The following is a 23,791-nucleotide window of genomic DNA, read 5'->3' as shown; positions in this document are numbered from 1 at the left end:
GTGGCCCCTGCACCCGGCCACGCGGCGGATCGTCAGGAGCACCGCGGGGCGGCGCGCGCCTGTTCGGCACGCGCACAGCGGTTTGACAGGGAAAGTCGGGGAAAGAATTCAGTGGCGACAAGCGGTCGCGAGCAGGCAGCCGCGACAACACGACTCGGCCATCTCTGCTCCCTTCCACCACCCGACGAACGGACCGCTCCTGCGATCAACACTCCCGAGTCTGGGGCTGCACTCCCCCGGGAACAACAAAGCCCACCTTCGGGAACAATTTAGATTTAGTGAAACCTCGCAGGCGGAATCCTCGGCCGCGGCGCCACCCGGTAACGAACGGAGATGTACGCCGATAGCCAGGTCATGGACACCACACACCTACGCAGGATGTCCGCTGTCGTGGCCGCCACGGCCGCACTGACGATCGGAGCCGCTTCCCCCGCCTGGGCTAGCAACTATCTGCCGATCGAACTCCCCCTGGCCACCACGGCCGCCCACGGTCTCGGATGCGCGGGTGATGTGTGGGCCGTCGGCAATGTCTATCCCGACGGCGATGTCCCCGGTGTGGTCGATCTCCAGCTCAAAGGCTGGTTGAAGGTGCTCGGCGTACCCGCGCCCTGGTGCTCGGTCACCCCCACGGTGCACTGGCGCAACCTCGACACCGGGGCAAGCGGATCGGGCTCGGCCTTCCTCGGCGCGGGCAACGGCTTCCCCTTCTGGTGGCTCGCGCCCCAGATCGCCAACCTCCGCCTCGCCCCGGGTCCGGGCCGGGTGGAATTCACCCTCACCACCGACCTGCCGCACGCGGCGAGCGTCACCACCTTCACGGTGTACTGAGAACGGATCGCTTTTCCGCACCTCGGTGACCGCGGCTGTGCGTGCGGTAGTGCGGAGCAGTCCGACCGAGCCGAGGACGACGAACACCAGGTCCATCGCCGGGCGTCACCGGTGCCGAACCAGCCCTCGGTTGACCGGCCGGATCGTTCGAGTGATGTGACGGCCGACAGTCCCCGAATTCATCGCCTGCACAGCCCCCGCGTTTCGCTCGAGGTGAGCTATAGCGGGCCCATCCGCGGCTGTCACACGTAAGGTCCACGGGCATCGATCGGATTGGGGTTGCGACATGGCGCGGATCATTGTCGTGGGCGGCGAGATTGCGGGATCGGCGGTCGCACTGTTTCTGGATAGACGCGGACATCAGGTGGCCGTTCTGGAGAAGGACGGCCGCAGCGCCGGTGCGGATCTCGAATCCGACTTCTTCGACTGGCGTCGGCCCGGTGTTCCGCAGGCGACGCAGCCGCACAGCCTGCTCGCCCTCGATTCGTTCGGTGCTGCGCGCCGAGGCGCCGGATGTGTACGCGGCAATGCTGCGATCGGGCGCTGAGGAGCGACACGAGTTCGACCGCTTCCCACAGCACCCGCCGCGGCGGCCCGGAGACGACGACCTGGTGACGATCCAGGCGCGGCGCATCGTCCTGGAGCGCACGCTCGGCGAGGCCCTCCATCCTCAGCCCGCAGTCACGTTCCGCCGAGGCGCGCAGGCGACGGGGCTGACGGTCGACCGACGCGCGGACACCCCGCACGTCACCGGCGTCCACTGCCCGGACAGGGTGCTCACCGCCGAACTGGTCATCGACGCGGCGGGCCGTAAGTCACCGATACCCGGCTGGCTGATTCGCCACGGCGCCCGCACCCCTGTCGTCGACAGCCACCGCACCGGCATCGCCTTTTTCTGCCGGTGGTATCGACTGCGTCCGGACGCACCGCGACGACCGGAGTCGACGGCGCCGGGCGGCTCCACACCCTTCGCCATCGGCGGTGTATTTCCCAGCGACAACCGTATGTTCGCGGTCTATCTGTCGGTGTCGACCGGCGATCCGACCCGCACGGCTTTGCGCGATGCCGCCGTGTTCGAGGCGGTGACCAGAGAGTTCCCGGTCGCGCCGAATGGTCTGCCTTGCCGCATGATCCGGTCGGCTCGGTGCGGGTGATGGCCGGGCTCGACAACCGCCGCACCGCCCCGGTCGACCAGGGCGGGCCGATCGTCACCGGACTACTCGGCGTGGGTGACAGCGTCCTGCACACCAATCCCACGTTCGGGATGGGCATTCCGTTCGTACTGCGCACCGCGGCCTGGGTGGCCGCCCGCGCGCCGATCGACCGGCCGATGCCGAACTCGTCGTCGAACACCACCAGTGGATCACCGACACCCTCGGGCTGTGGTTCGATTACCAGGTCGCAGCCGACAAGGCCGGTGCGCATCGGCTCGGACACGCCTTGGGTCCGGGCGATCCCGAACCCGCCGGTCCCGAATCAACGAAGCGGCGGCCGCGATCCGCGCCGCGATCCCATGGTGCGCGCTGGACGATCCGCAGGTGATGCGCGCCCGAGCCCGGGTGCGCCACCTGATGGCTCTGCCTGAGGAGGCCTGCGCCGCGCCGGAGATCCGGCAGCGCGTCACCGACTGGCTCGCCGAGCACCCGGACTTCACACCACCACACGGGGGTCCGAGTCGCGCACGATGGAACCAGCTCGTCGGCACCCACGGCGTCTGACACCGGCACAGCGCGCGGGCTGCCTCTGCGTTCCCCGAACGCGACTTTGCTCTCGCCAGAGACACAGCGACAGAGCCACCGCCCTCGCGCGGCACCGATCAGTCAACTGGACTCACGGGTCTGCCACTATGGCGCGGTGGGTACAGTTCGGGGGTGGGTGACGCACAGGCCTCACGGGGCAGGATCGACAGACGGCGAGCGATTCTCGAAGCGGCGTTCGAGGTGTTTTCATGCCAGGGATACGACCGGGCGAGCGTGCAGGACATCGCGGAGACAGCGGGGGTGTCCAAACAAACCGTCTACAACCACTTCGCGGATAAACAGCAGGTCTTCGGTGAAGCGATGGCGGCGACGGCCGAGAGTGTGTTCGCCGCCAATCTGGCGGTGGTCGACCGGTTGCGCACGCCGATCGCCGACCTGCGGACAACATTGAACGAGGTAGCACGCGACATACTGTCGATCTGCTGTGAGCACCGCTCGCGTGCCTTGCGCTGGTTGACCTACGCACAGGTGGCACAGTTTCCGGAGTTGATCGATGTGGTGCACGGCCGCACCGCGGACCGATTGGGGCCGGCGATGGCGGATCGGCTGGCTCGATTGGTGCTCGACGGGCAACTGCGGCCTTGCGATCCGGATCGCGCCGCCGAACAACTTCTGGGCCTGCTGACAGCGTCGGCGGAGTCGCGGTCGCGGATGGGAACCCGCGATGTTCCCGCAGCGGATGTGCGCCTGATCGCCGAGAACGCGGTGGACACCTTCCTCCGGGCCTACGCGGCCCCCGAGCATATCGCCGCCGAGCGGCGATGATGGAGACAGGCCGCCGGCGCGCAGCCGACGGCCCCCACGCTCCTTGGAGTCGTTGCGGCCGACCCGCGTGGATCAGGCGTCGGGCAGGCTCGGTGGTGAAGCGCCCGCGGCGACCACTCCCGCGATGGGCGTCACGACGCGCCGCGCGATGAGCCAACGACCCTCCACCCGGGCGAACTCGTCTTCGACCTGCCCGACCGTGGTCCAGTCCGCGGGGCGCAGGTCCCCCTTTTCAGCGAACTGCTGATACCAGTGCCACACCGTCGCACGGGATTTCACCCGGGGAGTGCTGCCGTTCCATTCGACGACGGTGTGGCCGAGGACATGGGCCACCCGCTGGGAACGCGGCGCGACCTTACTCACCATGTACCGGGTAAACTCGTCACGGCCGAGCAGACGATGCGGGGCGGGCACATGATATTCGAGATCAGCGTCGGGAGCCAGGCATTCCGGCCCGATATCGGTGTAGCGACGGGCGTCGACGAGTTCGAAGAACCGAAAGAAGGTGCGATTGATCTCGGATTCGGCCTCGAAGCGCGCGAGACGATCCTCCAGGGAGGTCACCGCGTTCCACTCGCTTCGAGCGTCAGTGTGCCGGTGATCGACTGGGGGTTGCGCAGCAACGCGAGGATCGGGCACTGCGCTTCCACGATGGCGAACAACGCGTCGATCTGCTCGGCGGCCGCCGGGGAAGTGACGAACACCTGGTAGCGGATATTGTGCGGCTCGACCGGCGCGTCCTCGAATCCGGGCCTGCCACGGCGCGGCTCGATCTCCCCCTCCACTTCGACGCGTAGCGCATCGAGCGGTATGCGGTGACGTGCGGCGGTGATTTCGAAGATGTGCGTCAAGCAGCTCGACAGCACGCCGAGCTGGATTTCCGGCGAACCCGGCCCCAGGTCGTATCCGGCGAACTCGGGTGGGGAGTCGCTGATGATCTGGTGGTCGCGGATTCTGATGCGGCGCACCCCGCTGCGTCCCTCAGCCACGGTGTGCGCGCGGATCACGATCGGCTCGATCGGAGGATCGCTCTCGGCCTTCGCCTCGATCGCCAGCAGCGCCTCCCGCTTGTGGGAGAGGTACTCCCGCAAGCCGGGGTCGGGATTGTCGAGGTGCGGCAGTCCCGGCGGATCGGCAATGAGCACCGCGTCGGCGGGCACACCGAAGTTTCCGGTATCGGTCATGTTTTTCTCCTTGTCCACGAAGATTCGAACTCAGCTCCGACGGGTCCACTCGCCGTCGAGCGCGCGAGCGATGCGATTGATCGACAGCACCGTCGCGACGATCACCAGCCCTGGCATGGTCGACAACCACCACGCATTCGCCAAGTAGCCACGGCCGCTGGAGATCAACGTGCCCCACTCGGGGGCAGGCGACGGCGCACCGTAGCCCAGGAAGCTCAGCGCCGACACCGCGAGCACGGCGGTGCCCAGCTCCAGGGTGGCGAGCACCACCACCGGACCGCGGGCGTTCGGTAGTACGTGCCGCATCATCACGCTGTACCAGCGAGCGCCGCACGACCACGCGGCGTCGACGAACACCGCTTGGCTGACCCGCAGCACCTCCGCCCGCATCACTCGCGCGAATCCGGCCACACTGGCCAGGCCGACCGCGACCGCGACGTTGACGATGCCGTGCCCGAGCGCGGTGACCAACGCCAGTGACAGGAACAATGCCGGAATGGCGAGTACCACATCAACGAACCGCATGAGGCCGTCCTCGATCCAGCCGCGCAGGAATCCGGCGAGCAACCCGATCAAACCGCCGATGGCCAGCGCCACTCCGACAGCGATGAGGGTGGCCTTCAACGACAGTGCGGTGCCGTGGACCACGCGGGTGTAGTGATCGCGCCCCAGTTCATCTGTGCCGAACCAATGTTCGGCACTCGGCGGCGTGAAGCGCTGCGCCGGGGCCGCCCGCAACGGGTCGCCGGAGGCGAGCAATTCCGGCCAGAACGCCGCCGCCACCACCAGCGCGACCACGCCTGCCGACAGGACCAGTGCGGGACGGCGCAGCAGGAATCGCGCCAGTTCTCCCGCCCGCGCGCCCCGGGACCGCGCTCCCGATACGAGTTGTTCGGACGGGTCGGGATCGGATGCGTCCTCGGCGAGTTCGATGATCGTCGAGGTGGTCATTCCGAACTCCTGCTCGGTGTCATCGCTGCCATGGCGCTCCGCACGGTCACCGTGGCCTGCCAGATGCGGCCACCACGACCCGCGGATCCAGCAGCGGATAGACGAGATCGACCGCGAGATTCACCACCACGAACGCCGCCGCGCTGAAGACCACGACGCCCAGCACCACCGGGGTGTCCTGCACGGTGACAGCGTCCACGATGACCCGTCCCAGTCCATTGCGGGAGAACACGGTCTCGATGAGGACTGAGTTCGCCAGCAGCCCGCCCACCAGCAGACCCACCACCGTGAGCGCGGGCAGTGCGGCGTTGCGCAGGGCATGACGCAGATGGATGCGGGCCGGACTCGCACCCCTGGCCCGTACGGCCTGGATATAGGGTTCCGAGAGCGTGGTCGACAGACTCTTCGCAAGCACCTGGGCGAGCAGAGCGGCGGTCGGGACAGCCAGGGTCACCGCGGGCAGGATCAGGCCACGAACCCCGTTGGCGCCGAAGGCGGGGAACACCGGGACGCGGAAGGACAGCAGCTGGATCAGCATCAGCCCGATCCAGAAGGTCGGCACCGAGATCGCCAGCGGCGGCATCGACAGCAACAGGTTCGCGAGCCGATGGCCTGGCCGGTAGGTAGCCGCCACCGCGATGGCGCTACCGGCTAGGATCGCCAGCACCAGTGCGGTCGAGGTGAGCGCAACGGTGTTCGGTAGCGCGCTGCCGATGAGTGCGCCCACCGGCTTGCCCGTGGCGAAGGAGACACCGAAATCACCGCGTACGGCACCGCCGAGGTGACGCGTGTACTGCAAGAGAACCGGGTCGCCCAGACCGTATTCGGCCCGCTGGCGGGCCAGGTCGGCGGGATCCGCGGCAGTGGCCGAAGCCCCTACCGCGGCGTCCACCGAATCACCCGGCAGATAGAACAGAATGAAGAACGACACGGTGTAGGCAGCCCACAACACCACTACGGCCTGCGCTGCGCGCCGCGCCACGTAACGCCACATCTCATGCGCTCCACTGTGATGACATCAGTTCTTCCAGGCGTCGTGTAGGTGAATATCGCCGGCGCCCGCGAAACGCAGGTCGTGGACGGTGTCGCGGATGGCGAGCACGGTCTGCTGATCGACGATCGGCACCACGTACGCGTTGGTCACGACCAGTTCCTGGATACGGCGGACCACATCGTCACGGATCTCCGCGTCCAGGGTGGCTGACTGCTGGTCGAGCAGAGCCTCCAGTTCGGTCGGCGGTACCCGGTAGGCGTTGCGGCCCTTCACCGAGTACAAGGTGCGCAGGGCATCCGGATCGGCACGGCTGTAGTTGCCGCCCCAGAACAGGTCGAAGTCGCCGGAGCGCACCAGCTCCGGAAACTGCGCCACCTGTAACTCTTGCAGCACCAATTCGATCCCGACGTCCCGAAGTTGCTGCTGGATCAGTTCGAGAGCAGGACGGAAGGTGGCTGCGTTGGAGAACCACACCGTCTGCAGGCTCAGCTTGACGCCGTCCTTCTCTCGGACGCCGTCAGCACCGGGACGCCAGCCTGCCGCGTCGAGCAACCGCGTCGCACGGTCGGGGTCGAAGGTGAGCTGAGTGCTCAGATCGGTGTAGCCGGGAGTGTTCGCCGCGAGCACGCTGGTGGCAGGCCTGGTGCCGCTGGAGAAGACCGCCTCTACGATCTGCTCGCGATCGACGGCAGCCTGAATCGCCTGGCGCACCCGCAGATCCGAGACGACCGCGCGGCTGTTGTTGAATCCGAGGTTGTAGCCGACGCCGGGAATCGTGTACGACTGCAGTTCGATCTGCGGACCCGCGAGCGCCAACTCTTCGGCTTGGGCCACCCGTCCGATCACGTCAACCTGTCCGGAGGCAAGACTTCCGGTGCGTACTCCGGCTTCGGGGACGACGTTGAACACCACTGTGTCCAAGTAGGCCTCGCCCGGCTTGGTCCACAGCGACGACCCCCAGTCGTAGCCGGTGCGCTTGGTAATCGTGATGGACTGGTTGCGCAGGTACTCGCCGAGAACGAATGGACCGGAGCCGACCACACCCGCGCATCGTTCGGCGGCCGGTTTGCCCGCGGTGACGGGAGAGACCACACCGAGTGACGACGTGGTGGTCGCTTGCAGGAACTGGGCGTTGGGCCGGTCGAAAGCGATGGTGACGGTGTGGTCGTCCACCACGGTGGCGCCAAGGTAGCCGTCCAGGTAGGAGGAGGCTTGGATGGCCAGCGCGCCCAGTCCGGGAATGGCGTCGAAACTCGCCTTCACCGCCGCGGCGTCCAACGCTGTGCCGTCGCTGAATGTGACGCCGGGACGCAGCCGGAAGGTGAAGGAGTCCGCCTCGGGACCGACCTCCCAGGACTCAGCCAGCCAGGGCACCAGTTCACCGGTTGCCGGGTTCTGGTCGAGCAGCGAATCCACCGTCTGGCGCAGCGAATACACCGTATCGCTGCTGCCCGCCTGGTGCGGATCGATGCATCCGGAATCAGTGCCGACCGCGAAGGTGAGCGTACCCCCCGATCGCGGCTCGGCGTTCACGAAGTCCGAGCCGCCGGAACCGCAGCCGGTAAGCACCGAGACCGCGACAAAGGGGACGGACAAAGCGCACAGCGGGTTTCGCAGTGCGCGGACGACTCTTCTCACTCATGTTCTTTCTTGACCCGCACGCCGGAGTCGAGTCCGGCGCGACCATGCTTGTCGACCGAGCGGATCAGGAATATGGAACCGCTGGTCCAGTACTGCAGCCTCGCAGGGTCGAAACGATCGGTGAAGTATTCGACTCCGCGTGCGCCGATCCCTATCGTGCAAGGCCCACTCGAGCCTCGCTCGGTCGAGGCGGACGAGCACAGGTCACGATCATCTCGCCGTCGTCGGCGTAGGGATTGGCTGTGCCGTAGCCGAGCTCGGCGGTCTCGGCAATGCAGTCGGTGAGGTCGTAGCCGCCCTTGGGGTAGTAGACCGATCGGGCTTCCTCCGGGATTACCGCGCTCATCATGCCGCTAGCGAAGTCGTGCGGCGTGGGACAGCGCCTCGGGCAGCCGCATCCCGCCCAGGTGCACTACCGCGGCGGCGGGCCACAACGGCGAGCACGAGCACCCCCGGCATCCCGTTCCAGCCGACCAGTAGCGCACTGATCACCGACGTCACCAGATACGAGACCCCGGTGACCGTGCCGACCAGGCCGTTCGCGCGGTCCCTGTGTTGTGACGATCGCCTGCCCGGCAATTCCTCGCCGCCGACTCAGTCGCCCACCGCCTCGGCCAGCCGCGGCAACTGGCGTAGCGGGTTGTGCCGTTCGATCTCGAGGCGCTGGTCGGCGTCGAAGATCTCGCCGAGGCCCGGCGCCGGGTCGCGGTCGCCGGTCTGTGGGAGGGTCGCGGCGCTGAACGGCCAGTCCGAGCCGAAGACGATGTGGTCGCGGCTGGTGACGGCGAGGACCGAGGCCATCGCGGCCGGGGCGCCGCTCAGGGCGGTGTCGTAGTAGAAGCGCGAGATCTGGTTCTGCACGTCCAGGATCGAGGGCCGCGGCAGGTCCGCGGGCCACAGGTCGCCGAGGACGGTTCGCGAGGCGACAGCGAGCCGGTGAGAGAGGAACGGGACGGTGCCGCCTGCGTGCGACAGCTGGAAACGGATGTCCGGGTAGCGCTGTGTCACACCGGTCATCATCATGAGGGTTGCGGCGCGGGTGGTGTCGAAGGTGAACTCCTCCAGGAAATCCGGCAGGGGCAGTTCTGGTTTGGCGTCGGCGGGGACGGCTGCCGGGTGCACGAAGACGAACGCCTTGCGCTGGTTCAACACGGCCATCAGCGGCTCGTAGCGAGGGTCACCGAGGTAGACGCCGTCGTAGGCGGTCAGCAGCGTGACACCGTCCAGGCGCAGGGTGTCGAGGGCGTGGACGGCCTCGGCAACCGAGGCCGCGACGTCGGGCATCGGCAAGGTCGCGAAGGCGCCGAAGCGGCCGTGGTGGGCGGCGAGGAGGTCGGCGGCGTAGGCATTGCAGTAGCGGGCCAGGTCGATCGCCTCGCCACCCCGCAGGAACGAGACGCCGGGGTCGGAGACCGAGAGCGCCTGCGCCCGGATGCCGTAGTAGTCCATGAACGCCAGCGCCGCTTCCGGCGACCAGGTGGGCGTCGGGTAGCCGCCGATCGTCAGATGGCCGTGCTCGATCAGGGCCGCCCGATAGTCCGGTGGCAGGAAGTGGGCGTGCAGGTCGATCCGGTACGCGCCCGAGGGCGGCGGCTGCCTGCGCACGGGCCCGGCCGGTGCGGCGACGGCCGTGCCGGGTAGGGCGGCCGCGAGCGCAGCCAGGCCGAGCCCGGCCGCGCCCGCACCGCCGAGGAGACGTCGGCGGGTGGTCCCCCGAGCGGAGGGACGGGAGGTGGTCATCGACGTGTGCCTTTCCACTGTCATCACAGTGCGGGTCGACAGGATCTCTCAGCATCGGCCGCATCGCCCCTCGCGGTGTCCCGCGTCGAGCGCGGCACCGGGACGGGCAGCCGAACCTGCCGGAGCAGTTCGGCGACGAGGGTTCCGGATTCGCCTGCGGGCGCGATGCCGAAGACGAACCGGTCCGGGCGCAGGAGTACGAGCCCACCCGGTCGCAGTCCGGCCTTGCGGAACCAGCGAACCAGCTCGCCCGAGTGGTCTTCGATATCCACCACATCGTCTCGGCCTTCGCCGGGTCTTCCTTGCGGGCGGCCACCGATCGGGTAGACGGTGACGAATCGGGTGTCGATGGCATGCAGGACAGCGAGGTCCGTTGCCGAGAGTTGCCTGCGGGGGTCGAGGCCGTAGCCGAGCATGGCGAACCCGAGGCCGAGCGCGTCGTCGAGGCGATGGCGCCTGCCGTCGTAGGTGCGGATCGGCGGTTGCGGGGCAAGCGTGCCTTCGATCCCACGCAGCCGGCGCCGGGGCAGGCCGAGGTAGGCGCCGCGGCGGAACCGGGGCCGCGGCTTCATCTTGGCGCCGCGGATCCAGCCGCTGAGCCCGGGGACGCGCAGCGCGGCGGCGAGTCCGATGTCGCGGGCGGCGGCCAGCGCCCTGTTGTCGACCGAGACGAGGTTCTTGTTGAGCACCGACAGGTCGATCATGGCCTTGGCGTGCGGCCGGCGTTCGCGCTCGTAGCTGTCCAGGATCGCCGGGTCGGCGCCGTGGCGCAGGATCGCGGTGAGCTTCCAGGACAGGTTGTCGGCGTCGCGCACACCGGAATTCATGCCCTGGCCGATGAACTGCGGGGTCATGTGGGCGGCGTCGCCCGCCAGTAGGACGCGTCCCTCGCGCCATCGGTCGGCGACCACGGCGTTGAAGGTGTAGACGAGTTTGCGCAGCACCTCGACCTCGTCCGGGTCGACGAAGCGGGCGATGTGGCGGCGGACCGTGTCCGGGTCCTCCATCTGCTCTTCGGTCTGGTCTTCGCCGAGCATGAACTCGAAGCGGTGGTGCCTGCCCGGCTGCGGGCAGGACACGATCGGCAGTCGCGGATCGCAGATGAAGTCGAAGTACGGCAGGTGCCGGAACGCGTCGACGCCTTCGCGGGCGGCCAGGTCGACCACCAGCCAGCGTTCGGCGAAACTTGTGCCGGTCATGTCGATGCCGAGGCCGGTCCGCACGATGCTGCGTCCGCCGTCACAGCCGACGAGGAACCGAGCGCGGACGCGCTCGGTCGTGCCGAGCTCGAGTTCGAGCTCCCGAGTGCCGTACCCGGTGCCCTTGCTCGCGGCGTGCTCGACGCCCACCCCGTCTCTGTCCTGGTCGAAGCTCACGACCGCACGGCCGCGGCGCACGGTGACATGCGGATAGCGCTCCAGTGCGCGTTCGAGCCCGTTCTCCAGATAGGGCTGATACAGGAAGTTCACCACCGGCCATCCCATCGGCTGTTCGACCTGATGGAACTGGGCGAGCACCGAGCCGTCCGCGCGCACCCACTGCACAGTGGCGTCGATGTTCATGTCGGCGGCCAATTCGTCGGCGGCACCGGCGGTCTGGAAGACGCGCATGCCCTCGTCGTCGGTGTAGACCGCGCGCGCCAGGCCGTAGTACTCGGGTTCCCGCTCGAGCACCAATACGTCGATGCCACGCCTGCCGAGCAGGTTGGCCAGGGTCAGCCCGGTGGGGCCGAGCCCGACGATCACCACCTCGTGGTCGAAACTGCTCATCCGGCAACGCCTCCCGTCAGCTCCGGCACGGTGATCTCCGGCGTACGCAGCCTCGAGGCGGCGGTGCGCATCTGCGACAACTTGTCGACCAGAGTTTCCGATACCGTGTCGTGGCCCCAGATGCTGATGCCCCGGTAGGTCGTCGGCTGCCAGGCGGCCTCGAGTTCCGGGGTCACCACGATCGGGTTCCAGCCGACTTCCAGCTCGAAGCCCGAGGGGGTGACGCAGTAGAAGGACAGCTCGCGGTCGTTGGTGTGCTGCCCGACCGACCACGCCATCCGGAAGCCCAGCTCGGTGACGCGGGAGTAGGCCGCGAGCATGTCGTCGAGGGTGGCGGATTGGATGTTGACGTGCTGGACCCGCGTGCGAATCGGGTCGATCTTCACACCGCGGATATTGGCGACGGCGATGGAGTGGTGCCGCTCGTTCACCCGCAGGAAGCGGATCTTCATCTTCAGCCCGGAGATGGTCTCGTCGATGAAATCCGACAACCGGGAATCGAAGAGCGTCCGGTAGTAGCTGTGCATCGACTCGGGTTCCCGCGAGACGATCGCCACGTGCCCCAGCCCCGCTTCCCCGGTCACCCAGCCGGAGCAGAGCATGCGCAGTGGCTCGGCGGTGGTGGTCGCGGTCGTGAAGATCTCGGTGACGATGCCTTTCGGTCCGGGGAATCGCCACAGACGCTCGACTCCGCGGAGCGCAGCATCCTCCGCGGAGCCCTCCTCGATCGGGACGCCGCGGTCGCTGACGCGGCCGATGATCCGATCGAACGTCTCGTGATCGTCGATCTGCCAGCCGAGTGCGGTCACGTCCTCTTCCGGTCCGCGCCGGATCAGGAAGCGGCAGTCCCGATCGTCGAGCCGGAAACGCAGGGTGGCCTCGTCGAGGAAGTCGACGTGCAGGCCGACGGCCGATTCGCCGAACCTGCGCCAATCGGTCAGCCGATGCGAGTGCACCACCAGGTAGCCGAGATGCACTGCGCCGTAGACCGATTCACCGGATGCCGGGCGCGCGGTGGTCACCGCGCTTCCCCGAGGAAGGCCGCGGCCAGCTCGTTGAACAGCTCGGCGCGCTCCCACTGCACCCAGTGGCCCGCGCCCGCCGCCAGGAACAGATCGCAGTTCGGCATCCGCTCGGCCAGCATCCGCCCGCCCGACGGGCGGTTGACCTTGTCCTCGGCGCCCCAGATCACCAGCGTCGGATGGCGCAGCTCGCTCAGCCGCGCGTCACGGGTGAGATCCATCCGCCACAGCGTGCGTGGGGCGTCCGGCCCGGAGGGGCGGCGCAGTGGCGGGTTCGCGACCACCTCCGGATCGAGGCTGACCCGGAACCGTTGGTCGATGATCTCGTCGGTGATCGCGCTCGCGTCGTGGACCAGGTATTCGCGCAGGAAGGCGGCCATCTTCTCGCGGGTGGGGCCCGCCCCGCCGTAGTACGACAGCAGCGCCTGCAAGCCCTTGGTGGGCAGCGCGCGGGTCGTGCCGATACCGCCCGGCCCCATCAGGACCATTCGCCCGACCTTCTCCGGCCGGTCCATCGCCAGGCGCAGGGCGGCCGCGCCGCCGTAGGAGTTTCCGACCAGATGCGCGCTCGCGATACCGAGAACATCGAGCAGGTCGCCGACGAATGCGCCGAGATCGCCGAAGGGGTCGGTCTGATCGATGTGCTTGGTCGAGCGCCCGTAACCGGGCATGTCGGGGACGACCACCCGGAACCGCCGCGCGAGCGCCTCGATATTGCGCGAGTAGTTGGTGAGCCCCGACGCTCCGGGGCCGCCGCCGTGCAGCAGCACGACCGCGGGCCCCTCGCCCGTCTCGGTGACGTAGATATCGCGATCGCCGACCCGGACCGTTCGCCCGGCCTCGACGCCGTTGCCTGTGCCTGTCACGGCCACCTCCACTCAGTTGGTGATGAAATCATCAGTCGCGATCGAATCCTCTGTCAAGCAAGACTGATGAAATAATCAGAAATGTGGACACACGCCACCCGGCCCCGCAGAGCCGCCACGGAAATCGAGACTGACGAAACGATCAGATATGATTCGTCGGACCGAGCGATCCGCCGATCGAAGGAAGGGGCCGATGACCGCCGAACCGCCGGTGCGCACCCGCACCGATCGACGTCGTGAGCGCACCCGGAATGCCTTGATCGGCGCGGCGCGCACGTTCCTGTCCGAGGGCCGATCCTCGGTGAGCATCCAGGAGATCACCGACGCCGCCGACGTCGGCTTCGGCTCCTTCTACAACCACTTCGATTCCAAGGAGCAGCTTTTCGACGCGGCGGTGCGCTCGTCGCTGCAGGTCTACAGCGAGATGCGCGACGCCATCGTGGCGCTCTACGACAACCCCGCCGAGGTGTTCGCGGTCAGTTTCCGGATGACGGGTCGCCTGTACCGCCAGGTCCCCGAAATGGTGCGCGTGGTGCTCAATTCCGGCACCAGTGTGCTGCTGCGCCCCGAGGGGCTGGTCCCGCGGGCGCGCCACGACATCGTCACCGCACAGGAAGCAGGCCACTTCGAGCCGATGGATCCGGACCTGGCGGTCATGGCGGCGGGCGGCTCACTGCTCGGCCTGCTCCAACTGCTCGACGCGCACCCCGACGCCGACGCCGACGCGCTCTCCGACGAGATGACCTACCGGATGCTGCGGATGTTCGGTATGAACAAGCGCACCGCACAGCGCCTCGCCTCGGGCCCGCTCCCCGATCTGCCGCAGCTGTAGACGCCCCCTGGACACGACTTCGCCCCCACCGAAGGGGACGGACGGTGGGGGCGAAGTCAACTGCCGACTACTTCGGCGGCAGAGCCATATTGCGGTTCATCGTCGGCAGCTCGATGCTGATCGGCATGCGCAGCTCGGAGAGGTAGAGCAGCGCGGCCTGGCGCAGGAACTCGTCGAACATCCAGTAGACCTCCTGCGTCGGCGGGGCCACCGTGAGCAGCCCTTCTCGCACGGCGATGAACGGCCCCCAGCTGAACCGCAGCAGCGGATCCCACACCAGCTCGCGCGGGATCTGCAGCTCGTCGGCCAGCTTGTCACCCAACACGAACCGGGTGAACGCGCCGAGCACCGGCCTGGTGAGGATCGACAGGTCGAGGCCGGAGCCGAGGCTGAGCAGGCGACTGGCCAGCTTGATACCTTCCGGGGTGGCCATCAGGATCGGATCGAGCACCTGGGAGGCCTGAGAGTTCGCCTCGTCCCAGGACTTCGGGATGTACTCGTCCTTGATGCCGAGCATGTGCCCCGCCAGCTGCCAGGAGTGCAGGAACCCCTCGGACTCGTCGGGTGGGATCGGCACCTGCCAGTTGACGAAGTGGCGCATGACGGTCGTCGGCAGGCTGTGCCAGGTGACCATCAGGTCGTTCTGGCTGATCGGGATCTGTTCCTCGGCCGAGGCCCGCCAGTGCGGCGACTGCGGCAGCAGGTGCCGCACGGCGGCATGGACCATGCGCGTCTTGACGCAGGTCACGATCATCTCGCCGTCGTCGGCGTAGGCATTGGCGGTGCCGATGTCGTAGCCGAGCTTGGCGGTCTTGGAGATGCGGTCGGTGAGGTCGTAGCCGCCCTTGGAGTAGTAGACCGATCGGGCTTCCTTCGGAATGACCGTACTCATCATGCCGCTGGCGAAGCCGTAGAGCACGCCGAGATACAGCCCGCGCTTCTTGTTGAAATCGATGGCGGCGTTGAGCTTTCCGTGATCGGCCCACTGCGGCAACCGGCGCGCGTATTCCATGAATTCGCGCAGGTCGTCGGGCAGGCCGGCCGGAAGGGGCTGACCGTTGTGGGTCCACTGGCGAAGCGCCTCGTTCACCTTGGGCACGTCCCCGCGCTGCACCACAGAGGCGATCACCTCGTCGGCTTCGGGGTCCCACACACCCAGTGGATCGACGCCTGCGCCCTCGCCGGCCACCGAGCCCTCCGGCGACCAGCTCCACGGCTCCGCCCGGGCCGGTGCGGTCGCGGCCAGCGCGCCGACGGCGCCGAGCACGCCTGTCGCTTTCAGCGCATCACGCCTGTTCAGTCCTTGCATGTCGCCACTCCTCATTGAGTCCGAGCATCCCGAGTGTGCGTCTCGAGTGTCTGCAATCGAGTCCGAGCATCGCGAGATAGCGGAATGACACCCTCAGCCAGCGTCACCCGCTCTCGCGGCGCTCAGAATATTCATTAACTTAGCAAGCCTCCGGCTGCTTGTCTCCACTTCTCCAAAGATTGCTCTATGGAGCGTCGAATCGGGCGGACCGAACGGGCCCAGGTGTGGACTCAGACGATCTACGTGCAATGATGCTCACGGCACCACATAGCCGCAGCATGCGGGTCAAATGTCCAGTTCAGCCTGGAAGGTCTTGGAACCGGCCCCATCGACGGGATAATCTCTGGTCACCTGTCGCTTGTCGGACGGCGTTGTGTCCACCGGCGCGGCGGCCGGAAACCGGGCCAACGGCAGGACCGCCGACGCGAGGAGCACCAGCGCCACCCCCGTCCACTGCGGCAGGCTCGGGAACTCGCCGAGTGGAAGCGGCTCACACCAGGGATTCGCGCCAGGCCGCGTGCAGCCCGGCGAAGCGCCCGTCGCCCGCGATCAACTCGTCGGGGGTGCCGTCCTCGACGATCCGGCCCGCCTCCATGACCAGCACCCGGTCCGCGATCGCCACGGTCGAGAGCCGGTGCGCGATGATGATCGCCGTGCGCCCGCGGAGCACCGTTTCGAGCGCGTCCTGCACCATGCGCTCACCGGGGATGTCCAGGCTCGAGGTCGCCTCGTCGAGTACCAGCACGGCCGGATCGGCCAAGAACACCCGTGCGAAGGCCACCAACTGCCGCTGACCCGCGGACAACCGTCCGCCCCGACGGCGGACGTCGGTGTCGAAACCCTCCGGCAGGGTTTCGACGAAGGTGTCCAGACCGACCGAGTGGGCGGCGGCGCGCACCTCGGCATCGGTGGCCTCGGGCCTGCCGATCCGGATGTTGTCGGCCACCGAGCCGGCGAACAGGTACGCCTCCTGGGTGACCATCACGACATTGCGGCGCAGGTCGGCGTCGGCGAGGCGGCGCAGATCCACGCCGTCCAGAGTCACCCGGCCACCGGAGGGGTCGTAGAACCGGGTCAGCAGCTTGACCAGGGTGGATTTGCCCGCGCCGGTGGCGCCGACCAGGGCGAGCACCTGACCGGCCGGGATATCGAGGTCGAACTCGGGCAGGACCGGGTTCGCCCCGGGCGCGCGGGCGTAGTCGAACCAGACGCGCTCGAGTCGCATCCGGCCTTCGGCCGTGCCCAGTGGCACCGGATCGTCGGGCTCGGCCACCACGGGCTGTTCCTCGAGCACACCGGAGATCTTCTCCAGCGCCGCGGCGGCGGACTGGTAGGCGTTGAACACCTGCGCGAGATCGTCGAGCGGACTGTAGAAGTTGTTGAGGTACAACAGGTATGCGGCCAGCACACCGAGGGCCAGATCACCGTGGATGACCCGCCACGCGCCCACCACGATGACGATCACGGTGGTCAGATTGCCCAGCAGCGTGATGAGCCCGGCGTATTCGGCCATGCCGCGCAGCGCCGTGATGTTGGCGTCCCGGTAGGCGCTGTCCTCGGCCGCGAGCACCGAGTCGTTGCGGTGCTCGCGCCGGAACGCCTGCACCGCGCGCATCCCGCCCATCGACTCGACGAAGTGCACCACCACCCGCGCCACCGCGCGCCGGGTCCGGCGATAACCCGCGCGCTGTTTGCGCTGCGTCCTGCGGGTGACGACCGCCAACGGCACGAAACCGATGAACACGATCACGGCCAGCTGCGGATCCAGGTAGACCAGCAGCACCGCGATGCTGACCACGGACAGGATCGCGCCGAGCGCCATGTTCAGCGACGCGTCGAGCAATTGCTGCAGCGTCTCGATGTCGCCGGTGAGCCGCGTGACGATCTTGCCCGAGGTGTACTTCTCGTGGAAGGCGACGTCGAGCCGCTGAGCATGGGCGAAAGCCCGGGCCCGGAGGTCGAACAGCACGTCCTGGCTGATCCGGCCCGCGAGCCGCATGAACCAGTAGGTGACCACGCCCGCGATCAGCGTGGTGCACAGGTATCCGCCGACCGCCCACGCCAACGGGGACCAGTCGCCACGGCTTCCCGCGTCGATGCCGCGATCGAGACCGTGCGCGACGAACAGCGGCCCGGACACCATCGCCGCGTTCTGGACGACGACCAGGGCGAGCGCGAGCGCCACCCACCACCGGTACGGCCGGATCAGCTCGGTGAGCAGCCGCCGCGAGCGCCGGGCCAACACCAGATTGCCGGTGTCGGTGACGTCGGCGTCCTCATTGGCGATCCCGCGCCAGTCGGCGGCCTGATCGCCCTCGGGCGCACTCGCTTCCACCGTCTCCCGGTCGCTGTCCCGGCTCACGGCTGTCCCCCCATCAGTTCGCGATAACCGTCGTCGACGCGCAGCAGGTACTCGTGGGTACCCTCGGCGGCGATCCGGCCGTCGGCGAGCAGAACGACCCGGTCGGCGAGCGCGGCCGTCGAAGGCCGGTGCGCGACCAGCAGGGTGGTCGCGCCCGCGAGCGTGCCGCGCAGCCGGGCCTGCACCCGTTCCTCGGTCTGCACATCCAGCGCGGACAGCGGATCGTCGAGCACGACGATGCGACCGTGCCCGCCACCGTCGGCCTGCGCGAGAACGGATCTGGCCAGGGCCAGACGCTGCCGCTGCCCGCCGGACAATCTCAGCCCCTGCTCGCCGATTCGGGTCTCGAGTCCCCACGGCAGCGCGTCGACGAACTCCGCGGCCTGCGCGATCTCCAGCGCGGCGCGTACCCGCTCCTCGCTCGCGCCGGGATCGCCTAGGGCGACGTTCTCCCGCACGCTCGCCGAGAACAACACCGGGTCCTCGAAAGCCACCGCCACCACCGAGCGCAGGTCACGCAGCCGCAGCTGCCTGATGTCGATCCCGTCGATGCGCACGGCGCCGCCGGTGACGTCGTACAGACGTGGAAGCAAGTGCAGCAGAGCAGTTTTCCCGCTGCCGGTGGCGCCGACGACCGCGACCGTCTCGCCCGGCCGCAACACCAGCGACACGCCGCGCAGCAGTTCGGTGTGCGCGCCGGGGAAGGCGAAGCGCACGTCCTCGAACCGTACTTCGCCGCGTATGCGAGCGGGCAGTTCGACCGGATCGACCGGATCCTCGATGTCGAGTGGCGTGTCGATGATCTCCCAGTAGCGGTCGGCGGCCGTGGCCGCGTTCTGCAGTTCGGAGAGCAGGAACCCGAGCCAGGCGATCGGCCAGGTGAGGAATGTCATCAGGGTGATGGCGCCGACCACCGCTCCCAGCGACAGCGTCCCGCGCACCACCCCGTACCCGCCGATGCCGAGCGCGGCGACCACACCCAGGTCGGACACCGTCCTCATGACCGCCCACAGACTCGCGTTCAACCGCGCCTTGCGCAGTTCGGTCCCGTACAGAGCACGCGCCTGCGCGGTGAAGCGGCGGCCGAAGTAGGCGCCGCGGCCGAATGCCTTGAGCACCCGTATGCCCTGCGCGGACTCCTCGGCCGTGGTCGTCAGATCGCCGCCCTGGTCTTGTGACAGCCGTGACGCCAGCGAGTACCGCCGCTCGAAGCGCAGGCAGACGATCAGGAACGGCACGGCCTCCACGAGGAACAGCAGAGCCATCGGCCAGCTCATCGTGAACAGCACCAGCACGCCGGCCGGGATCACGGCAGTGTTCACGACCAGCCACGGTCCCGCGAAGTTGACGAAGCGGCGCAAGGTCGACAGGTCGTCGACGGCGCGGGAGAGCAGCTGTCCGGACTCCCAGCCGTCGTGGCGTCCGATCGACAGAGCCTGCAGGTCACGAAAGATCTTCGCGCGCATGGTGGTCTCGAACGCGACGGCAGGCCCGGCGAGCAGCCACCGCCTTGCCCACAGGGTGACGGCCTCGAACACGCCGAGGGCGAGCACGACGCCGACCGGCGCGAGCACACCACGCAGGTCACCGTCCGCGATCGGTCCGTCGACGATGCGCGCGATCAGCAGCGGTGTCACCACCACGGTCAGCATCGACATCACCGCGAGCACCGTCGCCGCGATCAGCACGAATCGGTACGGGCGCAGATAGGGCAGGAACCGGCGCAGGGAGGTCAGGCTGCCCCGAGACGACGCGCCCGGCTCGGTCGCCGGCGACGCCGTCTCACCGGGCGGCACATCCACGGTCACGCTCACGAGTCCCCCTGCTCTTCGGTCGACGGTGGCACCGGCTCGGCGAAGGTCGGAATCCGGTGCTTCGGCGCCGGTTTCGCGGCGGACATCGAGGACTACTGCGTCCGATGACCCGACCCCGGCAACGGCGACCTTCCAGCTTGGCACCGTCCGGCCGATCCGCCAACCGCTTTTCACCGCCCCTGCGGCGCCCCTCGGTAGCGGCCCACACGCGCCGGGGTCAGACGCGCGCGGCGACGAGAACTCCCAGACCGTCGAGGATTCGCTCGATGCCGAACGACAGCGCCTGCCCCATCCGGCCCGGCCCCGGCCGCGGCCCCGGCAGCAGACGACAGGCAAACCGTCGCAGCCCCCTCCCGACAGGCGTTCGACGACCGTCCCGAGCCGCGGCGCGCTTCGGCCGAGAAGGGCCGTCCCGCATGTCCCGCGACGCCCGGTCGCGACGCCGGTCATGCGCGCCGGGAATATCCGCATGTCACGAAATATGTTGTCGGTCAACAGCCTTCATCGGCGGTCGCCGGGAACGGAACTTGTCGGTGGGTTCGCGTAGGTTGATCTCCGTGATGAAAGACGGGAGGGAATCCGATGGACTCGGATGAGCGCGAGTGGGAGCGGTCCTCGGTGGTGCAGATGCTGCCGGTGGTGGCGCCCCGCAAACTCGCCAAGGTGCCGTTCGTCGAGATGGCCGACGGACGATTGCAGGGGGTGGTGTCCAGCGGATCGGATATCGCGCGCGTCTACGTGTCGTCGATCTCGGCACGTGAGCACGGGCTCAGCTGCAGCACGAACAACAACCGGCCGTGCGGCGGCCATTCCGGCGGCTACGCGTGCAAGCACATCCAGGCGCTGGTGGCCGAGGCGATTCTGCAGTACGGCATCGAGCGCGTCGCCCGGTTCCTCGGCATCGACGTACCGGCGGACGGCCGGATCCTCGCCCACCTGAACACCTCCGGCGCCTCGACCCCGGCAGCCGTCGTGTTCAGCCGGTTCCTGCGTCATCTGAGCTACCTGGAACAGCCCGGCTCGACCGCGCCGGTGCCCGAACTGCACTGGTTCCCCGCGACAGGAGCGCCTGCCTGATGCTCGGAATACAACTGGCGGAGCTGACCTCCGCCCAGGATGCCGGTGTCACCGACGCGCTCGACGTGGTGGCCGGATTCGATGCCGCGCTGGTCGACGGCTTCGGCCGGATCGGCGACCACGCCTCGGACGCGCTGGCCGGTATGGCCGCCGCCGTGAGCGGATCGCCGCTGGCGAGCGCGGTCGCCGACGCGGTCGCCGCGATCGGCGCCGGATCGGTCGAGCCCGAGAAGCTGGTCGCGCTGGCCGCCGCCCGATCGGCACTGCTGGGGGCGGTGCACGATGCGCTGCTCGAGCGATTCGACAAGGCGGTCGGGCGCGAGCGAATCGCGCACACGCAGCCACCGGCTCCGGCGGCTGCGGGCGGCGTGGTCGCGGGCTGCCGAGCCTGGCTGCAGGAGCTGGCGATCAACGGCTGGCGCGGTGTCGACCACGAGCTCGTCTCCTCCGCCGACCGGACCATCGAAGCACTGTGGGCCGCGAGCGAACTGCGCCGCCTGGCCGTGCTGCTCGACGGGTTCGCCGCCGAATTGCGCGCCGCCGCGCCGATCGCGGCGCTGGACCGTATTCCGGCCCGCCGCTGGGCCGACCTCTGGTCGCAGGCCCTGCTGCTGACCTGGCGTGGCCCGCAGGACGTCGAACCCGAGACGGTCTCGGGACGGCTGCTGGTGGTCGGCGTCGACGTGCAAGAGCACGGCACCGCGGTGCAGGCCCAGGTGCACGCGGTGCTCGAGGCGGGCTCCGAGCCGGCGCGCCTGGTGCGGGTGAGCGTCGGGGCGGCCAAGGTCGACACCATCGTCGGCCCGGCCGTCTGGCAGGTGCTCGGCGATCACCCGCGCCTGCTGCAAGCACTGGCCGAGCGCCGCGCGGTCACCGTGACCGACATGCCGCTCACCGCGAACGGTGATCTGCTGTGGCTGGACGCGAACGCCGAACTCGGCGAGGCGGCCGATCCGTTCACCACCGCCCGCATCCAGCTCCCGAAGGCCGTCGCCGACGCGGTCGCCCCACTGGACCGCCACCCGGTGCACCTCGGCGAGCCGGTCCTGGTGGAGAACTACCGCTTCGACGAGGGCGCGCTCGTCATCGACGACCAACGGCTCGCCGTCGAACTCGATCGGCTGCCCCGGTGCGGCCCGCTGACCGCGGACCTGGTCGCCAAGTCCACGGCCTGCCTCGGCCTGGTGCGCTGGGACGCCGGGCAGTGGCGCCTGCGTCCACTCGGCGTCGAGTACCTGTTCAAGAAGGCGACCACCTCGGCGCACACCGGCGACTGGGCGCAAGGCCCCACCGACCCGAAGATCGCCAAGGCGCTGGCCAAGTCCGGTGACGCGGTCGAGGTGCTGCGTGAGCGGGCGGGACGGTTGCTGCGGAAATGACCACTGCGCACGAGAATTCCGCCCCTCCCGCACCCGATGCGCGCGAAACACAGCGGCAGATCCTGTACTGGCGCCTGCTCGCCGGCATCTTCGATTCCGAACCCCAGCACATCCTGGACGCGGCGAGCGTCGCGATCGTCGACGATCTCGGCCTGCCCGCCGCATTGCTGGACCCCGGCGTCGCGGTCGACACCGTCATCCAGCGATTCCCCGAGCTGAAAGGCGAATTCGACCGGCTCGGCGCCGGACTCGGCGAGAGCACCACCCGCTCGGGACAGCCCCCGTCGGCATCGGCTCCGGCAGAGCTCGAATCCGGCTCGGCCACGGAAGATCGCACGTCGCAACCGGGCTCGACGCATCCCGGGTCAGGTGCCGGCGCCCGCGCGGACGGCCCGGGTTCCGGGCAGCTCGAGCACGAGGGTGTCACGACCCGCGATATCGAGGTTCGAAACGCCGCGCTGATGTCGAAGCTGCTGCTCAACGTGTTCGCGACCGGATCGGGCACCGTCAGCGCGACCCAATTGGCCAACTGGCAGTCCGATGCCGGTCACCTGCGCGCCCTGCTCGGCGGCTTCGGCAACGGCGGCGGCACGGCCGATATCCAGGCCGCGCTCGGCAAGGTCGAAGGCGATCTGATCGCCCGGATGCATCTGCGGGAGGTGCTCGCCGATCCGGTGCTCTCGGCCCGGCTCACCCCGAGCATGTCGTTGATCGAGCAGCTGCTGCGCGACAAGTCGAACCTGTCCGGCGTCGCGCTCGCCAACGCCAAGCGACTGATCCGCCGCTACGTCGACGAGGTGGCCGAGGTGCTGCGCACCCAGGTGCAGCAGAGTTCGGCAGGCACCGTCGACCGATCGGTGCCGCCCAAGCGGATCCTGCGCAATCTCGATGTGAACCGGACGATCTGGAAGAACCTGACCAACTGGAACCCCGAGGACGAGCGCCTCTACGTGGACCGGCTGTTCTACCGTCAGACCGCCAAACGCACCGTGCCCGCCCGGATGATAGTGGTGGTCGACCAGTCCGGCTCGATGGTCGATTCGATGGTCAACTGCACCATCCTCGCCTCGATCTTCGCCGGCCTGCCCAAGGTCGACGTGCACCTGATCGCCTACGACACCCGAGCGCTGGACCTGACGCCCTGGGTCCACGACCCCTTCGAGGTGCTGCTGCGCACCAAACTGGGCGGCGGCAACGACGGGCCGGTCGCGATGGCGATGGCCGAGCCCAAGATCAGCGATCCGGCCAACACCGTGATGGTGTGGATCTCGGACTTCTACGAGTTCGACCGCTCGCAGCCGCTGTTCGAGCGCATGCAGGCGGTGCACCGCAGCGGGGTGAAGTTCATCCCGGTCGGTTCCGTCAACAGCTCCGGACATCAGAGCGTGAATCCCTGGTTCCGCGAACGGTTCAAGGCCATGGGCACCCCGGTGATCTCCGGCCGCATCCAGAAACTCGTCAACGAACTCAAGAACTTTCTCGACTAGGAGACCTCTTC

The 23,791-nt window shown here is 68.4% G+C and carries 24 protein-coding genes; 10 read left to right on the top strand and 14 right to left on the bottom strand.

Annotated elements, in window-relative coordinates:
• Window positions 1–333 precede the first annotated feature (333 nt).
• The 6 genes from ON26_RS31200 to ON26_RS31190 all read left to right on the top strand — a co-directional run bounded on the left by ON26_RS31200 (window position 334) and on the right by ON26_RS31190 (window position 3,353).
• Window positions 334–828 carry a hypothetical protein gene (locus ON26_RS31200; RefSeq protein ID WP_157172103.1) on the top strand — a complete coding sequence of 165 codons (495 nt, stop codon included), beginning with the start codon at window positions 334–336 and terminating at the stop codon, window positions 826–828.
• A 286-nt stretch (window positions 829–1,114) separates the two neighbouring features.
• Window positions 1,115–1,375: an NAD(P)-binding protein gene (locus tag ON26_RS35175; RefSeq protein WP_218000668.1), complete on the top strand. Its 261-nt coding sequence runs from the start codon at window positions 1,115–1,117 to the stop codon at window positions 1,373–1,375.
• Window positions 1,320–1,982 carry an NAD(P)/FAD-dependent oxidoreductase gene (locus tag ON26_RS34375; protein ID WP_218000667.1) on the top strand — a complete coding sequence of 221 codons (663 nt, stop codon included), beginning with the start codon at window positions 1,320–1,322 and terminating at the stop codon, window positions 1,980–1,982. The genes ON26_RS35175 and ON26_RS34375 overlap by 56 nt, the downstream gene beginning before the upstream one ends.
• A complete protein-coding gene (locus ON26_RS34370; protein WP_218000666.1) occupies window positions 1,982–2,413 on the top strand; it encodes a hypothetical protein in 432 nt (143 codons plus the stop codon). The genes ON26_RS34375 and ON26_RS34370 overlap by 1 nt, the downstream gene beginning before the upstream one ends.
• Window positions 2,400–2,546 carry a hypothetical protein gene (locus ON26_RS34365; protein ID WP_218000665.1) on the top strand — a complete coding sequence of 49 codons (147 nt, stop codon included), beginning with the start codon at window positions 2,400–2,402 and terminating at the stop codon, window positions 2,544–2,546. The genes ON26_RS34370 and ON26_RS34365 overlap by 14 nt, the downstream gene beginning before the upstream one ends.
• Before the next feature lie 153 nt (window positions 2,547–2,699).
• Window positions 2,700–3,353, top strand: coding sequence for a TetR/AcrR family transcriptional regulator (locus ON26_RS31190; protein ID WP_040801975.1), 654 nt, complete (start codon window positions 2,700–2,702; stop codon window positions 3,351–3,353).
• Window positions 3,354–3,425: 72 nt separating this feature from the next.
• Here the strand turns inward: ON26_RS31190 and ON26_RS31185 are convergent, their stop codons facing one another.
• From ON26_RS31185 to ON26_RS31140, 10 genes are all read right to left on the bottom strand, one after another.
• Entirely contained in the window at window positions 3,426–3,917 is a 492-nt protein-coding gene (locus tag ON26_RS31185) for a nuclear transport factor 2 family protein (protein WP_051028047.1), read from the bottom strand.
• Window positions 3,914–4,537, bottom strand: coding sequence for an OsmC family protein (locus tag ON26_RS31180; RefSeq protein ID WP_083884511.1), 624 nt, complete (start codon window positions 4,535–4,537; stop codon window positions 3,914–3,916). Before ON26_RS31180 ends, ON26_RS31185 begins: the two co-directional genes overlap by 4 nt.
• A 30-nt stretch (window positions 4,538–4,567) precedes the next feature.
• Complete coding sequence (locus ON26_RS31175) at window positions 4,568–5,488, bottom strand: ABC transporter permease (RefSeq protein ID WP_040801973.1); 921 nt, start codon at window positions 5,486–5,488, stop codon at window positions 4,568–4,570.
• 46 nt (window positions 5,489–5,534) lie between these two features.
• Window positions 5,535–6,482 carry an ABC transporter permease gene (locus ON26_RS31170; protein WP_040801971.1) on the bottom strand — a complete coding sequence of 316 codons (948 nt, stop codon included), beginning with the start codon at window positions 6,480–6,482 and terminating at the stop codon, window positions 5,535–5,537.
• 24 nt (window positions 6,483–6,506) lie between these two features.
• A complete protein-coding gene (locus tag ON26_RS31165; protein WP_218000664.1) occupies window positions 6,507–8,078 on the bottom strand; it encodes an ABC transporter substrate-binding protein in 1,572 nt (523 codons plus the stop codon).
• A 196-nt stretch (window positions 8,079–8,274) separates the two neighbouring features.
• Window positions 8,275–8,472, bottom strand: a complete 198-nt coding sequence (locus ON26_RS31160; RefSeq protein WP_040801968.1) for a hypothetical protein — start codon at window positions 8,470–8,472, stop codon at window positions 8,275–8,277.
• 245 nt (window positions 8,473–8,717) lie between these two features.
• Window positions 8,718–9,863: an amidohydrolase family protein gene (locus tag ON26_RS31155; RefSeq protein ID WP_083884509.1), complete on the bottom strand. Its 1,146-nt coding sequence runs from the start codon at window positions 9,861–9,863 to the stop codon at window positions 8,718–8,720.
• 23 nt (window positions 9,864–9,886) lie between these two features.
• The gene (gene mhpA / locus ON26_RS31150; RefSeq protein WP_051028042.1) at window positions 9,887–11,632 is read right to left on the bottom strand and encodes a bifunctional 3-(3-hydroxy-phenyl)propionate/3-hydroxycinnamic acid hydroxylase MhpA; all 1,746 of its coding nucleotides are present in this window, start codon (window positions 11,630–11,632) and stop codon (window positions 9,887–9,889) included.
• A complete protein-coding gene (locus tag ON26_RS31145; RefSeq protein WP_040801965.1) occupies window positions 11,629–12,654 on the bottom strand; it encodes a VOC family protein in 1,026 nt (341 codons plus the stop codon). Before ON26_RS31145 ends, mhpA begins: the two co-directional genes overlap by 4 nt.
• Window positions 12,651–13,520 (bottom strand): alpha/beta fold hydrolase, encoded by an 870-nt coding sequence (locus tag ON26_RS31140; protein WP_040802054.1) that lies wholly within the window; start codon window positions 13,518–13,520, stop codon window positions 12,651–12,653. Before ON26_RS31140 ends, ON26_RS31145 begins: the two co-directional genes overlap by 4 nt.
• 193 nt (window positions 13,521–13,713) lie before the next feature.
• On the opposite strand from ON26_RS31140, the gene ON26_RS31135 reads away from it, so the two are divergent.
• Window positions 13,714–14,352, top strand: coding sequence for a TetR/AcrR family transcriptional regulator (locus ON26_RS31135; protein WP_040801962.1), 639 nt, complete (start codon window positions 13,714–13,716; stop codon window positions 14,350–14,352).
• Window positions 14,353–14,419: 67 nt separating this feature from the next.
• On the opposite strand, the gene ON26_RS31130 is transcribed toward ON26_RS31135, so the two are convergent.
• From ON26_RS31130 to ON26_RS31120, 4 genes are all read right to left on the bottom strand, one after another.
• Window positions 14,420–15,661, bottom strand: a complete 1,242-nt coding sequence (locus tag ON26_RS31130) for an oxygenase MpaB family protein (protein ID WP_040801961.1) — start codon at window positions 15,659–15,661, stop codon at window positions 14,420–14,422.
• Between the two features lie 285 nt (window positions 15,662–15,946).
• A complete protein-coding gene (locus tag ON26_RS33785) occupies window positions 15,947–16,105 on the bottom strand; it encodes a hypothetical protein (protein ID WP_157172102.1) in 159 nt (52 codons plus the stop codon).
• A gap of 46 nt (window positions 16,106–16,151) precedes the next feature.
• The gene (locus ON26_RS31125) at window positions 16,152–18,023 is read right to left on the bottom strand and encodes an ABC transporter ATP-binding protein (RefSeq protein WP_040801960.1); all 1,872 of its coding nucleotides are present in this window, start codon (window positions 18,021–18,023) and stop codon (window positions 16,152–16,154) included.
• Window positions 18,020–19,837 (bottom strand): ABC transporter ATP-binding protein, encoded by a 1,818-nt coding sequence (locus ON26_RS31120; protein WP_306307266.1) that lies wholly within the window; start codon window positions 19,835–19,837, stop codon window positions 18,020–18,022. Before ON26_RS31120 ends, ON26_RS31125 begins: the two co-directional genes overlap by 4 nt.
• A gap of 582 nt (window positions 19,838–20,419) precedes the next feature.
• On the opposite strand from ON26_RS31120, the gene ON26_RS31115 reads away from it, so the two are divergent.
• Genes ON26_RS31115 through ON26_RS31105 form a run of 3 tightly spaced genes read left to right on the top strand, consistent with a single transcriptional unit; the run spans window position 20,420 to window position 23,780 of the window.
• Entirely contained in the window at window positions 20,420–20,914 is a 495-nt protein-coding gene (locus tag ON26_RS31115; protein ID WP_040801958.1) for a hypothetical protein, read from the top strand.
• Complete coding sequence (locus ON26_RS31110; protein WP_040801956.1) at window positions 20,914–22,293, top strand: hypothetical protein; 1,380 nt, start codon at window positions 20,914–20,916, stop codon at window positions 22,291–22,293. Before ON26_RS31115 ends, ON26_RS31110 begins: the two co-directional genes overlap by 1 nt.
• A complete protein-coding gene (locus tag ON26_RS31105) occupies window positions 22,290–23,780 on the top strand; it encodes a vWA domain-containing protein (RefSeq protein ID WP_040801953.1) in 1,491 nt (496 codons plus the stop codon). The genes ON26_RS31110 and ON26_RS31105 overlap by 4 nt, the downstream gene beginning before the upstream one ends.
• Window positions 23,781–23,791: the final 11 nt, after the last annotated feature.

Origin of the sequence: Nocardia higoensis NBRC 100133 (assembly GCF_000308595.1) — a bacterium.
GTDB classification, from domain to species: domain Bacteria; phylum Actinomycetota; class Actinomycetes; order Mycobacteriales; family Mycobacteriaceae; genus Nocardia; species Nocardia higoensis.
The sequence above is the reverse complement of the archived record's forward strand: the minus strand, read 5'-3'. Positions and strand labels throughout refer to the sequence as shown.